Origin of the sequence: Vibrio sp. 05-20-BW147, assembly GCF_013369385.1 — a bacterium.
Lineage (GTDB): Bacteria > Pseudomonadota > Gammaproteobacteria > Enterobacterales > Vibrionaceae > Vibrio > Vibrio floridensis.
Genome location: NZ_SZTO01000014.1, coordinates 131,588 through 145,966, shown reverse-complemented (window position 1 = coordinate 145,966; position 14,379 = coordinate 131,588). Strand labels below are relative to the sequence as shown.

Genomic DNA, 14,379 nt, shown 5'->3' with positions numbered 1-14,379 from the left:
CAACACAGTAAGGCGCGTTGGCAGAGGGGCTATGCAGCGGATTGCAAATCCGTGGACCTCGGTTCGACTCCGGGACGCGCCTCCATTATTTAGAAAAGCCGACACTGAGTGTCGGCTTTTTGCATTTAAGCACTTTTCATCTTGTTCCTTTTCCATTGATTCGTGAGAGTTTGCTCTACTCTTAGGGGCTCGCACGTTGTCATCTTTTTGATTGCTCTATACATTCCCATACAAATAGGGACATGAATAATCAATAAAACAGTGTACATTAACTTGGTTCTATTCATTTTATCTATGTGCACTGATGGAAAATTATCTATGAAATATACGCCGCTCGCACTTTCACTTGCCGCGCTATTCGCTTTGGGGGCAGGGACTCCTTCTCAAGCCTACGCGCAATCTGTCGCTTGGGATCAAGCAAACGAGACATGGTTAACTCAATCGACGGATCACTTTGTTATCCACTTTAGAAATGGTCATGAAAAGCAAGCCGCAAGAGCGCTTGATCTCGCCGAACAATCACATAAAGAGTTGGTGCCATACTTTGGTTACGAGCCGAAAGAAAAAACAGAATTGGTGTTGGTGGACGAGGTGGACTATTCAAACGGTTGGGCGACGGTGGTGCCATATCCACAAATTCGTTTGATTATGAGTCCACCAGATGAAGCAAATGGCTTGGAAAATAACGATGAGTGGATGCATCTCCTCATTAAGCATGAGTACGCGCATATCATGCACATGGAAATGGGCGGCGGCGCGGTCAACGTTTTTCGTAAAATATTTGGTCGCAACCCATTTCTTTATCCTCATCTCATGACGCCTTCTTTTATGCTCGAAGGGCTTGCGGTTTATCTGGAAACCAATGAACAAGCTGGCTATGGGCGCTTGCAAGGCTCTGGTTATGACATGGAAATGAGAATGGAAGTCGCCTCAGGTAATGTGAAAGATCTCAACCAAGTTGCCGTGGCGGCAAGAGAATGGCCGCTAGGCTACAACTATTTGTACGGTGCCTATTTCGTGCAATACCTAGCCGATCGCTATGGTGATGCTAAGGTGCAAGAATTTTTGCAGGGTTACAGCCGCAAGCTTATTCCGTTCTTTTTGCTCAACAGCACGGCGAGAACAACGTTTGGGAAGGATTTTGAACAGCTTTGGTCTGATTTCCAAGCTCATATCTATGAGAAATACCAAGGCGATCTTGCCACCATGATGGAACAAGCCGTCATTGGTGAGGGGAAATATACCGCCCCATTTATGCAAGTGTTTACCGCAACGGACAATGGTGTTTTGGTTAACGTCGACAATGGTGAGGATGCGAGTGAATTGATGCTGTTGGGCGATGGCAGTGATGAGCGCGCGGGAGCCTCACTGACTAAAACGAAAAACATCAACTCGCTCGATTTCCATCCTCAAAGTGGGGTGCTGGCGACGCGTTCTATCGCTTATGCCGATGGCCGAGTGCTGAGCGATGTTTATCTTTATCAAGATGATCGTTGGCAAGCGTTGACAGAGAAGCAGCGTTTTCGCAGCGCTAAATGGCTCCCTGATGGTCAGCGCTACTTAGCCACACGTAAGGTGAATGGTCTCAGTGAACTTTGGTTAATGGATGCGCAACAACCAGAAAGCGGTCAGCAAATTTGGCAAGGCACGATTGGTGACGTGTTAGGTGGATTTGCCGTGTCTCACGATGGTCGTTTTATCGTGGCGAGTGTCAAACGATCGAGTGAAGGTTGGAACCTTGAAAAATTTGACTTAGCCGCGTTGCAATGGACCCCGTTAACGCAATCTCGTGCCGTCGAAAATTCACCAGCATTTACCCCTGATGGTGAAGTGCTGTTTAGCGCCGATTACGACGGTGTGTTTAACATCTACTCGCTCGACATCGTGTCTGGCGAAATAAAGCAGTTGACCCGTGAAGTGGGTGGCGCGTTTACACCACAAACCCGCCGGGATTCAGGTTTTGTTTATCAATCGTATGATGCCAACGGCTATACCTTGAATGAAAAATCGGACAGGGTACCGGTGACCACTTTCACGGTTGCCGACAAAGATGGCCAGTATCATTATGTCGATCCCGTTGAGCAGGTAGCGGAAAAAAGTGAGATCAGTGACTACTCTCCTTGGCCCAGCTTGCGCCCAAGAACGTGGTTGCCGATTGCAGCTCAAGATGAAAATCAAAAATTAGCCGGTTTCATCATTAACGGAGCCGATGCATTAAGTCGTCATCAATATCAATTGGGTTTGTCATGGGATTTTGAAAACGATCTTGCACAGTTCAATTTGGGGTATTTGTATGATTCGCGTTGGCTCGTTCAAGCATCGCGTACACACGATTTCACCACGTTTAAGCAAGGTACAGCAGAGACCTATCGAATAGAACAAAGTGACAGTGCGTTAATCCAACGTAATCACATCTTTACGGCTTTTGAAGACCAACTCAGTGTTGCTGCGGGCGTATACTGGGATAAAGACTCAGAAGCGAAAGCGCCATCTTTTGGTGCGATCACGCCGTATCGAGAGCAAGAAGAAAGCTTGGTAGGGCTGGCCGTCACTTTTGATAATCGCGAAAGCTATCTTAATGTGCCTGGAGTAGGTTGGGGGCATTACCTCGATGCGGTTGTGGAAACTAACGACTGGCTAAGCAGTGACTACCAAGGGGAGAAGTTTCAGGCGCAGTGGCAAATGACATTCGATTTACCGGGAAGAAGCACATTATCACTTCGCCTTGCGGGTGGCTATGCGGATGAAAACGCCAAGCCTTTCCGTTTAGGCGGCTCTGATCAAAGTGACGAACATGCTCTGTTTGGCCGCGAGTCACAGTCTCTAAGGGGATATGATGAAAACGTGCAAAGAGGCGATCGTTATTTCACACAGCGACTGACGGCAACCACGTGGTTAGCACGCGTAGAGCGCAACTGGGGGCTTTACCCAATTGGTTTGGGTGATATTTCAGCTTCGGTGTTCGCCGACTCAGGGACGGCTTGGAGTGAAAAAACGAGTAGAAATCAGCTGAGTGGCGCGGGTTTGTCAGTCACGGTTGAAACGCGTCTGGGGTACAATCTCGTGCTGCCGATCACCTTAGGCTATGCCCATGGCTTTGATTCGGAACTGGGTAAAGATCAGTTCTTCTTCTCGGTGGCGGGGAGAATGTAACCGAATAGGGACACTGGCGCCTTTAGAGCTAAAATTTGCAGCTAGGCGAAAAAATCATGAAGACACTCGCTTTTTTTTACGCTTAACTTTTGAAAAGGCAATGCAAGTGGTTACTCTATTTGTCAGATAACTCTCTGTTATTGTGCCAATAAATTTCTGTTTTGATACTTTAACCACACCTTGATATGGCCGCGAATTCATGGGCGTGTTCGGTGTGGTTACGTACCAATGATGTTAAGGAAAACAAGTGAAAAAGATAATTAGTCTGATGGCCGTCCTTCTCTCCGTGTTCCTATTAAACGGCTGTGTAGGTACCGTTCGTACCTACGAAGGTGAGAAAAAACCCAACGAAGAAATCGCTGTTATCCAAGGGAAAACCTATGAGTTAGGCGGCGCCAGTTACCATGTGTATTTTGCCAGTTATGCGGACTTATCTGTTGAAGAAAGAAAGTTTAAAGATGTAGGCGATGCAGTGGTTGGTTATCCCCAAGAAATTCATATGTTACCAGGAGAATACCTCATACTGACACGTTGCCATGTGGGTTCTTCCTACGCGTTTCCAGCGGTGAAAGCGCGCGTCAAAGCAGGTGAAGTCTATGAGGTGCAGTGCGGTCCAGTTCGGGACAAATTAAATACGGTTGGTGCGGTCATTAAGTCGGCGGAGCCAAAGGTTGTAGCCCAAGAGCAATAAGCGTTTCTATCGCTTCTTTTGGTCAGATAAAGCACTCTGTTCGAGTGCTTTATCCTTGTTATCACTGCATGCTGCATATGACCATTAACCCCAACTTTTACGATTGAGGCCGCTTGGTTTGTGATGAAGAGCCCCAGTTATCACGAGCATCACCACCAAAACGCCGCTGAAATTACCCAGAAAACCAGTGCCAGATAACGTGAGTTTGTCAAAAGGAACTCATTGAATGTGATGGGTTTTGCTGCTTATTTGAACCTTGAGCAATCATAGAATCTGCGCGGTTTTGTGCTATGATGGCCAACAATATTCGACACTCTTCTCTCATTTGTTGGCAGTGACAATTCATGAAGTTCATCCATACCTCAGATTGGCATCTAGGACGCCAGTTTCACAACGTTTCACTCCTTGATGATCAACGCGTCGTGCTCGACCAGTTAGTCAATTATATTCGAAAGCATCCCGTTGATGCCGTTGTTGTTGCTGGCGATATTTTTGATCGCTCGGTGCCACCTACTGCGGCCATCGAACTGCTCGGCAAAACGATTGATGAAATTTGTGGTGAACTTGATACACCGATGATTCTGATTCCAGGCAACCATGATGGTGCTGCGCGTTTGGGCTTTGGTGCTTCGCAAATGAAACCCTCAGGGCTGCATATCATTAGCCAGTTTTCACAAATGATCGAACCGGTTGTGCTTAAAAGTGAGAGGGCGGGCGATGTGGCATTTTATGGCATGCCTTACAGCGATCCTGAACAAGTGCGCGACGCATTTGGCGTGGCAGTGAGCAATTATGATGAGGCGCATCGCGTCTTGGTTGATGAAATTCGCCAGCATTTTGATCCCAAACAGCGTCAAGTGCTATTGAGCCACTGTTTTGTCGATGGGGCGCAGAGCAGTGAGTCGGAGCGTCCACTTTCCATCGGTGGATCTGACCGCGTTAGCTATGAGCATTTTTCCATTTTTGATTACGTCGCCTTAGGGCACCTGCACCAACCACAAAAGCGAGTGGAAGAACACATTCGTTATAGTGGTTCATTGATGAAATACAGTTTTTCTGAGCAGTTTCAGAAAAAAGGATTCACGTTAGTGGAGTTGGATGAAAACGGCTTTGTCTGCGCAGAGCACATTGCGCTCGATGCCCCTTATGACATGCGGGTGATTGAGGGCGAAATGAACGATATTCTCGAACAAGGTAAGCAAGATCCCAATTATCAGGACTATTTGCTTGTTCGCTTGCACGACAAACATGCCATTTTAAACCCGATGGAAAAGTTGCGAGCGGTCTATCCCAATGTTCTTCATTTAGAAAAACCAGGGATGTTAATGAATGTAGAGCAAGGTTTATCGCAAGCTAAATTGGCTCGTAGCGAAGTTGATATGTTTCGTGATTTCTTTGCACAAGCGCAGGACAACCCACTGAGCGAAACGCAAGATGCCGCGATTTGCCAACTCATTCAACAATTGACCAAGTCTTAGGAATCGCGATGAAACCACTCAAACTTACCATGCAGGCGTTTGGTCCATTTGCTGAACGTGAAGTTATTAATTTTACCCAACTGGGTGACAACCCACTGTTTCTAATTAATGGGCCCACAGGTTCGGGAAAAACCTCTATCTTGGATGCGATCTGTTTTGCCCTTTATGGCGAAACCACAGGCAATGAGCGCCAAGGTATGCAGATGCGTTCAGATTTGGCCTCTATCAATCTAGCCACGGAAGTGACGTTAGAGTTTCTGCTACATGGAAAACGCTATAAGGTGATTCGCCTACCTGAGCAAGAGGCGGCAAAAGCGCGTGGTGAAGGCACTACCACCAAAAAACACACTGCCGCGCTTTATCTTTGTCAAGATGACGAAGAGCTGATCACCAGCAAAACGGCTGAAGTAAAAACGCGAGTGACGGAACTGATTGGATTGAATGAAACGCAGTTTCGTCAAGTTATGGTGTTGCCACAGGGAAAATTCCGCGATTTGCTGCTGGCGAGTTCCAAAGATCGTGAAGAGATTTTTGGCCAACTGTTCCAAACCGAAATTTACAAACGCATTGAATGGGCGCTAAAGGACAAAGCCAATGCGATTAGTAAAGCCAAAGAAGAGTTTGATAATCAAATTCGTGGGGCGCTAGAGGTGGCGGATGTCAGTGATGAGCAGGTGCTCAAAGAGGCGCTTGTAGACAAAAAGACGCAACTGACGCAGTGGCAAGAGACAGAGAAACACGCTCTCGAGCGTTACAATTCGGCCAAGCAATCCCTTTCCACGGCCAAAGCTCTGGTGGAGGATTTTAATAAACTGGCTTTGGCCAAAGCGAATTTAGACGCCCATCTGGCGAAAAATGATCAAATGCATCAGTTGGCGCAAAAGCTGGAACAAGCACGACAAGCTCAGCAGCTTGACGCACCGCATCGCCAGTGGAAAAACGCACTCAATGATGTTCATGCTCAGCAAGGCAAAATTGACGAGCTTAACGCATCATTAAACACACTGTTGTTGCAGAGTAATGAGCTGGAACAACAGTGTTTGCAGGCGCAGAAAAATGCCGAACAAATTCCTCAGCTACAACAGCGAACGTATGAATTAGAGACGGTTAAAAGCAAGCTGGTGGAAAAAGCCCAGTTTGAACAAGAGATCATTCGTCTTGAAGAAGACGTGCAGAAATTTGCTCATCAATTAAAACGCGTGCAAGAACATAAAGTCGTGATGCAGCAGGAGCTGACGTCTGCCAGTGATGCGTTCGAAAAGGCAAAGCAGCAAGCGGCAGAGATACCGCGACTTGAAGCGCGAGAGAGCGAGCTAAAGCGTCAGATCAGTGACTATGAGCAATACCAGAACCTTAATCAAGTCCTTCAGAATTTACTCGCGCAAATTGAACAAAAAGAGCAGTTACACCAGCAAGCCAAGCAGCATTGGCTCAACGCTCAACAGTCTGCGGATAGCATGGAACTGAGTTGGCATAATGGCCAAGCTGCTATTTTGGCTCAGCGCCTTCATCAAGGGGAAGCTTGCCCAGTTTGTGGTAGTCTCGAACACCCGCAAAAAGCGCAGTTTGTCGGTGAGCCTGTGCATAAACAGCAAGTAGAACAGGCCCGTGAGCAGGAAAAAAACGCGCTCGCACAGCTCAATCAACATCACCAAGAGCTGGAGCTGCACCTTGCACAAGTTAAGCAACAGCAGAAAGCGATTGAGGAAAAAGCAACACAACTCGGTGAGCTGCTTAACAGCCCGTTAGAAACCTTACAGGCGCAAGCACTTGAAATCCGTCACACGCTCAAACTGCTGCAAGAGTTAGATCTTACTCAGCAAGAAAGTCATGTTAAGCAATTGACCGAGCGCTGTGCGAAAGGCGAGGAGATGGAAAAAGAACTCGCTCAGCAACATATTTCTAGCAGCGCAACGTTGAAAGAAAAAACGCAACAGTTGGCGAAGTTCAGCCAACAAATTGCCGCGCAATTTAGCCATGTTGCCCAAGTTGAGCTGGAAATCGCGCAGATAAAGCAACAAACGACGGCTTTACAAACGGCAAAAGAGACGAGCCAAAAGCGTTTTGATGAGATTCAACAAACGCTTGCCGCGCGTCAAAGTGAAGTTAAGGCACACAGTGAGATGTTGCTGAAGATTCAGCAGCGCAGTGAACAAAACCAAGCTGCATGGTTGGAGTCGTTGTCTGCATCGTCATTTGACGATGAACCGCACTATTTGGCGTTGCGTGTCGAGCCAGAACAGATCGAACAATGGAAACGTGAGATTGAGCAACATCAACAGCAGGCGACACGTTTAGAGCAGAGTTATCACGACCTTAAAGAGCGTTTGAAAGATCAGCAAGTGCCCGAGCTTGAACAATTAGAGCTGTTGGTGACAACGACGGAACAGCAGTATCAACAGAACAAAAATGAGTTGGATGCGGTGCGTTCACTGGTGGCAAAGCTTGAGACCGTGCAAGCGAAGATTGCTGAACTGCACACGCATAATCATCGCCTCGAAGAAGAATACAAGGTTTTTGGCACGCTCTACGATGTGGCGAGCGGCAAAACAGGCAGTCGCATTAGCTTGCACCGTTTTGTGTTAGGGGTGTTGCTGGATGATGTACTGATTCAGGCTTCGCATCGTTTGGCATTAATGAGCAAAGGTCGCTACCAGTTAACGCGAAAAACCGAAGGCTTTAAGGGCACGGCGGGTCGTGGGCTCGATCTGATTGTGGAAGACAGCTACACCGGAAAATCGCGTGATGTCGCCACACTCTCCGGTGGCGAATCTTTCATGGCGGCACTTTCCCTCGCTCTTGGCTTATCGGATGTTGTCCAGTCATACAGTGGTGGTATTCGTTTAGAGACTTTGTTTATTGATGAAGGCTTTGGCAGCTTGGATCCTGAATCGCTTGATCTCGCGATTCAAACCTTGGTGGAGCTGCAGCAAACAGGCCGGATGATCGGGGTGATTTCCCATGTGTCAGAGTTGAAAGAACAAATGCAACAGCGGATTGACGTGATACCGTCGCGAGTGGGCTCGACAGTTCATCTTCGCGGGGGAGCGTTCTAGTCAATCTCGGCTGCTAATCGCGACTTTTTGATATTGCGTTTTGATTATCGGCAAGCACTATCATCGAAGGCGCAGCATGAAAAATGAGTCTCTCTGCAAAAAAATGATGAATATATTGTTATCTTTGTCAATTTATAACCGAACGCCTTGTGCATATGAGTGGTCTGTTCTTTATAATTGGTGCGAATTAATGATGGATTCATGATAACAAATCGCTAACAAAGGAATGTGGTGAATGGCGACAGAAGTAGAGAAGATTGATTTAGGATCGGCAAGTGGCATTACATTGGGTCTACAGAAAGGCCCTTTTCAGAACAATGGTGCGTCTCCCTGGTATGCCATTCTTGGTGTAGGTGAACCAAATCAACTGCTTAAGTTCTCTTTTGACACCGGAAGTAACTTTAATTGGGTCACATCTACCTATTGTCCCGAATCATACTGCCATCACTATGGCAACCAGCGATTTAACCCATACAAATCGTCTACATACACGGCGATTTCAGAAGATAGAAAGATCGTAGGTTTTGGTCCTTGGGGTGAAATGCAAGTGGTGTCGGGAAATGATAATTTGACCCTTTCAGCAACAACTTGTGTGAATACCGACCTTTATTTATCAACTCAATACGAAGGTGTGCAGTTTCTAGAACTCGACTGGGATGGTGGCATTGGTCTACCAACCTTAACGTATCAGCCTTTGTCTCTGGAGCTAGAAAAGGTTAATTACAGGGGCATGCATTGTCAGTCGCGCGAAGCGACTTTCCACTTTATGGAAACGTTGATAGCGCAGAATGTGGTATCGAAAGAGCACCCTTACGTTGCCTTTACAACAAACAGTGAAACCAAAAAGGGGCAAGTTACTTTTGGTGCTTTGGACCCGGCCTATGGTGATTCACTGGAATATCTGTTTTTGCCTTGGGACAGATACAACATCGAATCACTTTATTACATTTGGACTACCCCACTGAAGGAAATGTCATTAGCAGGTGAGGTGATTTGCCGTGCTACGTCTGAAAAAACACAATGGTTTTGTTTGGACAGCGGTTCTTCGCAGTTCAAAGGCGATCCTGCGTACATGAAGCACGCCCAAGCATTGGCCAAAAGCTTAAAGGGCGACTTGACTTTAACGATCCCAGACAACAAGGTGACAAAAGGCGGCGACTTAGTCGTCCCCAGCAGCTTATATGACGTGCTCATAGAGGAAGGAAGTTCTAAGGGGGAGCACGTTGTTCAATTTGAACCGATGGATGGACTAGACTGCTTAACGTTGGTCGGTTCGGTACTGATGGATAGTCTCTATACTGTGTATCAGTATCAAGTTCTAGAAAATGGCAGTCTTTATCCTGTTGGAATGTGGATATTCAACAAAATAGGTGGCCCTAGAATCATCAATGTTAAACAAGATAAACCCGCTGGTATTTTTTCTCCTCGCTACGAGAATCAATCTGACTTTACCGGCCGATGGGTAAATAGTTACGGCTCGCAAATGGACTTGACCTGCAACGACGAAGGTGAGTTATTTGGCTCCTACTCATCGACGACGGGGGCTTCCGGCCGCTATTTGGTCTATGGCTCAACGGCTCTAGAAAAGCACGAAGGGAAAGGCTCGCCTTTAGTCCTTTCAATTACTTGGCTTCCGTACGATCAAACAGTCGGAAATGAGAGCTGGCATTGGGTATCAACCTATTGTGGTCAGTTGACCGCGAATGACAGTAAACAAATGTCGGTGATTAACTCTTTGGTAGCGACGTGTTCTTACGAGGGGTCAGAAAGAGGGGATTTTATCGACAGATTGGGTTTTGAAAAAATCTCTGGATATGTTCCTCTTGAACAACATAAACACTTGGAAGATGTGTTTAATGGCGACTACTCAATCCAAGAGAATGAAATTAATGGGCTTTGGCATTCCGAGTTGTCTGATCTATCGATTTCGATTGCGCTTCAGGATAGCCAAACAGGGCTGAGCTTTGCGTTGTTTAAGCAAGGTGACGAGACTTGTCGAATGAAAGGATTTGTCGATGTTTACGATGCGAGCGCGCCTCGTCATCCACGACAGAGTATCACGCTAAGCGGTTGTCTATGTGGTACGCCTATCTCTGTCAGTGGCTATTTAGATCGAAGCAAGGATACTCTCGTGTTGACATATTGGCGAGCGTTGGCACAATCAGAAGCCGACAGTTACATGCAATCGAATGCGCAAGCAATATTTTGTAGTCGTATGAAATAGGAAGTCATATGAGTTCAGTTTCTTTTCCCATCGGTGATCTCGAGCAACACGAAAAAGTGGTGCTCGAGTGCTTCTCAAAGTTGTGGCATCACTCAGTGGATTTTATGTTCATTATGGTGGTTGAGCCCGATGGTGAGTTTTCTTTGTACGACAATAATCCAGCCTCTAAAAGGGTGATGGGGCTGGATGACAATGCCGTTACACACAAGCTTAATATCCGCGAAACCTGGAGTGATGAAATCGTAGAAGGTTTGTATGAAACGTACAGAAACGCCATCGCTCATGGTCAGCCCATTGCTTATGAGCAATACGCCACACTAAACGACAGTCCCATTTTCGTTGACACTCTTCTTGTCCCCATTTTTGACGAAGAGGGGAATGCCCAGTTTGTGTGTGGTGTGAGCCGTGATATTTCAAAAATAAAAGAAGCAGAAAAAATTGCTGTCGAAGCCAACGTAAAGCTCAAAGAGTATACGGAAGCGCTGGAGAGCATAAACATTGATTTGGATGAAAAAGTTAAGGCGCGCACACGGGAGCTGGAAAAAGCGACCAAAGAAGTTGAAGGCGTTTACAAAGCCAAATCTGCTTTCTTGTCGAGAATGAGTCACGAAATTCGTACACCCGTGAATGCCATTGTCGGACTCGCCTCTATGTTAAACAAAACCGAGCTGACACCAGATCAACAGAGTTACTTGGATAAGATCCTTCAAGCAGGGCAGCAGCTTACTGGAGTGGTGAACGATACACTTGATTTATCGAAGCTTGAGGCTGGAAAATTTGAAGTAGAGAGCGTTGAGTTTTCACCAGAGCAGGTGATGCAGCAAGCGGTCAATATGCTCGCATTAAGAGCTTACGAAAAGAAACTCGATATTGCAGTCTCGATTAGCGCTAATTTACCTGATGTCCTGATTGGAGACCCCCTTAGGATAAAACAAATTACGATTAACTTGCTCAGCAACGCCATAAAGTTTACCGACAAAGGCGCCATTACGTTAGCGGTTGACTATGATGAGCACCAGGCTTGTTTGCATTGGAGTGTTAAAGATACAGGCAAGGGAATCAGTGGCAGCCATATCGATAAGTTGTTTCAATCCTTTAACCAGTTAGAAGCGAGTACATCACGCCACTATGGCGGTACAGGTTTAGGCTTGGTGATTTCAAAACAGCTCAGCCAACTCATGGGGGGCGATATCACTGTTGAAAGCGTACTCGGTCAGGGATCTTGCTTTTCTGTTGTATTGCCAGCGCCTGATCCTTCAGCGAGACGTCAGCGAGTTAGTGACTTTGCTGAGTTTACCGCTCAACGTAAAATTCTGTTGCTTGATCAAAGTGTGGCGAGTAGTTTTGCCTTGTCCGAGATGTTAACTGATATCGGTTATGAAGTTGAGCTGTGTGGCATGCTCACTATTGGGCTCGCTAAGGCGTTACAGTCGGTGCAGGTCTCTCAGCTTTACCACAAAGTCTTGATTGACGTTGACTCCTTCGAGGGAGAAGAGCTTGACTCGATGTTAAGTGCGGTGAGGCGTTTCTATTCAGAGTCTGATCTCATCTTGATCAAAAAATTTGGGAATGAACAGCGCCAGCTGACCGACACCGAAACGCTTATGACACTCGAAAAACCTCTGTTTAGAACTGTGTTACTTCAAGCGTTTAGCGGTAGTGCTAGCCCAAGCCACTTAATAGATAAACCTGTAAACCACGTGCTTGTAAATGGAGTAGGTCGGCCAAATTGGTCAGGCTATTCGTTATTGGTTGTGGATGACAATGAGGTCAACCAACAGGTCGCTCGAGGATATCTAGAACATACTGGTGTGAGCATTACAACAGCCATGAGTGGCGTGCAAGCGATCGAAATACTTAAGGAACAGCGTTTTGATCTTGTACTTATGGACATTAACATGCCCCATATGGATGGATGGGAAACAACCTCGCTGGTTCGACAACAATATACTATCAGTGAACTACCCATCATTGCTTTGACGGCTTTCTCAGGTGAGGAGGTCTATGACACTTGCAAACGTGTCGGCATGTCTGCTCATATTGGTAAGCCGATTGTTGAAGCTAAGCTACTGGAGACGATAGGTAAATTTTTGTCTGGGAAGGAGGATCGTCCGGTAACGTTAAGTCCAATATCCATACCAGTAGAATCGACACGGAGTGAGAGACTGACGCCGCTGTTAAATAGTGAATTGCTCAATATTCCGTTGGCACTGCAACGTCTTGAGAGTCGGGATCATCTGCTTATCGATGTGTTGGAGACATTTTACCGCCGTTACAGTGACTGTGTTTTGCTCTCTAAACCTTTTGAAATCTCAGACGTCGAGTTTTTCTCTGAGTGTCATAGTTTAAAATCGACAGCAGCGTACATTGGTGCTGACAGTCTGTTGGCCTTGTGCCGAAAGGTTGATTCGGGCAAAAGTTCGCATGAACTTAGACGTCAAATATGCGAGTCGTTATCGGATGTGTTGAAAGTTATCGCCACGGCGTTCGATACGACCCCTGCTGGCTCCAACACCACGAATGAAGAAAGTGATCTTCTCATCAATGTACTACTCGAACAGCTGTCACAATCGAATTTTTCAGCTGCGCAAACGGTCAGTCGTATCCGACAACAGCCATGGTGTACTCAGTTCCATCAGCAACAACTGGACAAAACGGAAGCGTTACTAGAAGACGTTGAGTTTGAAGAGGCTTACTTGGTGGTCAAGGCTCTTTTTATGGACAAGGAAATATCATGAATCACCTTCCGAAAATACTCGTTATTGATGACGAAATAATCAACTTACAAGTGTTGAGTGATATTTTACGTGGTACAGCACAAGTTCATGTTGCGAAGTCGGGTCTACAAGGAATAAAAAAAGCCATTCGTTATCAGCCAGATTTGATACTACTCGATATCAATATGAATGAAATGGATGGTTTTGAAACCTTAAAACGTTTGAAAAGTGAACCAATAACAGAAACGATTCCAGTTATATTTGTTTCAGGTATGACCGATTATGATCATGAAGAAAAAGGTTTGCTGCTTGGTGCGACGGATTACATCTTTAAACCTTTTTACGCAGGTATCGTAAAGGCAAGAGTTGCTGTTCACTTGGAACTGATTAAACAACGTGAACAACTTGAGTTGATGGCTAGCAGTGACTTTTTAACAAAGTTGGCCAATCGCCGCCGTTATGACACTGTGTTGAAGAAAGAGTGGATTCGAGCGCAAGAGCTCCGCCAACCGCTATCATTGGCAATTTTTGATATCGACGACTTTAAACAGTTTAATGATCAATATGGTCACAGTGCTGGCGATGAATTGTTGATTAAAACAGCATCGATTCTCATTCAGAGCTTTTCTCAACAGGGTTTTTTAGTCAGCCGGTTTGGTGGCGAAGAGTTTACGGTCGTCATGCCCAACACTGAGCGAAATGTCGCAGAGAAGTTTGTCTTAGCCTGTTTAGAAAGCGTAGAGCAAGCTGTCGGTATAACCTTAAGTGCCGGTGCCGTGACCTGTGTACCTGATGACGAGTTCACCATAAAACAGCTGTTTGGCTTTGCCGACGAAGCACTCTACAAAAGTAAGCTTGCAGGGAAAAATCAGCTGAATTGGAGTGAGACTTAACAGTGCGGGCGTGAGCACCCCACCTACTGTCATTAGATAACGTCCAGTATTATCACTCAAGACGGTGTGGCAACGGATAGCTGGTGCAGGCCTTTGAGAGGCAACGTGATGCTTAAACTGGTCGTCCTCAATACCTAAAAATCCCCTTATCTGACTGGATAAGGGGA

The 14,379-nt window shown here is 46.2% G+C and carries 7 protein-coding genes and 1 tRNA gene; all 8 read left to right on the top strand.

The genetic code is table 11. The features are described from left to right. Window positions 1–11: 11 nt before the first annotated feature. The 8 genes from FC652_RS14225 to FC652_RS14190 all read left to right on the top strand — a co-directional run bounded on the left by FC652_RS14225 (window position 12) and on the right by FC652_RS14190 (window position 14,212). Window positions 12–85, top strand: a tRNA-Cys gene (locus FC652_RS14225). Window positions 86–318: 233 nt separating this feature from the next. After that, complete coding sequence (locus FC652_RS14220; protein ID WP_217904628.1) at window positions 319–3,153, top strand: hypothetical protein; 2,835 nt, start codon at window positions 319–321, stop codon at window positions 3,151–3,153. A gap of 247 nt (window positions 3,154–3,400) precedes the next feature. Continuing rightward, window positions 3,401–3,844 (top strand): hypothetical protein, encoded by a 444-nt coding sequence (locus FC652_RS14215; protein WP_176299117.1) that lies wholly within the window; start codon window positions 3,401–3,403, stop codon window positions 3,842–3,844. A 344-nt stretch (window positions 3,845–4,188) separates the two neighbouring features. Continuing rightward, window positions 4,189–5,322: an exonuclease SbcCD subunit D gene (locus FC652_RS14210; RefSeq protein ID WP_176299116.1), complete on the top strand. Its 1,134-nt coding sequence runs from the start codon at window positions 4,189–4,191 to the stop codon at window positions 5,320–5,322. 8 nt (window positions 5,323–5,330) lie between these two features. Then, the gene (locus FC652_RS14205; RefSeq protein WP_176299115.1) at window positions 5,331–8,378 is read left to right on the top strand and encodes an AAA family ATPase; all 3,048 of its coding nucleotides are present in this window, start codon (window positions 5,331–5,333) and stop codon (window positions 8,376–8,378) included. Window positions 8,379–8,613: 235 nt separating this feature from the next. Beyond that, complete coding sequence (locus FC652_RS14200) at window positions 8,614–10,602, top strand: pepsin-like aspartic protease (protein WP_176299114.1); 1,989 nt, start codon at window positions 8,614–8,616, stop codon at window positions 10,600–10,602. A gap of 8 nt (window positions 10,603–10,610) precedes the next feature. Continuing rightward, the gene (locus tag FC652_RS14195; RefSeq protein WP_176299113.1) at window positions 10,611–13,340 is read left to right on the top strand and encodes an ATP-binding protein; all 2,730 of its coding nucleotides are present in this window, start codon (window positions 10,611–10,613) and stop codon (window positions 13,338–13,340) included. Beyond that, window positions 13,337–14,212: a diguanylate cyclase gene (locus tag FC652_RS14190; RefSeq protein ID WP_176299112.1), complete on the top strand. Its 876-nt coding sequence runs from the start codon at window positions 13,337–13,339 to the stop codon at window positions 14,210–14,212. Before FC652_RS14195 ends, FC652_RS14190 begins: the two co-directional genes overlap by 4 nt. Window positions 14,213–14,379 lie beyond the last annotated feature (167 nt).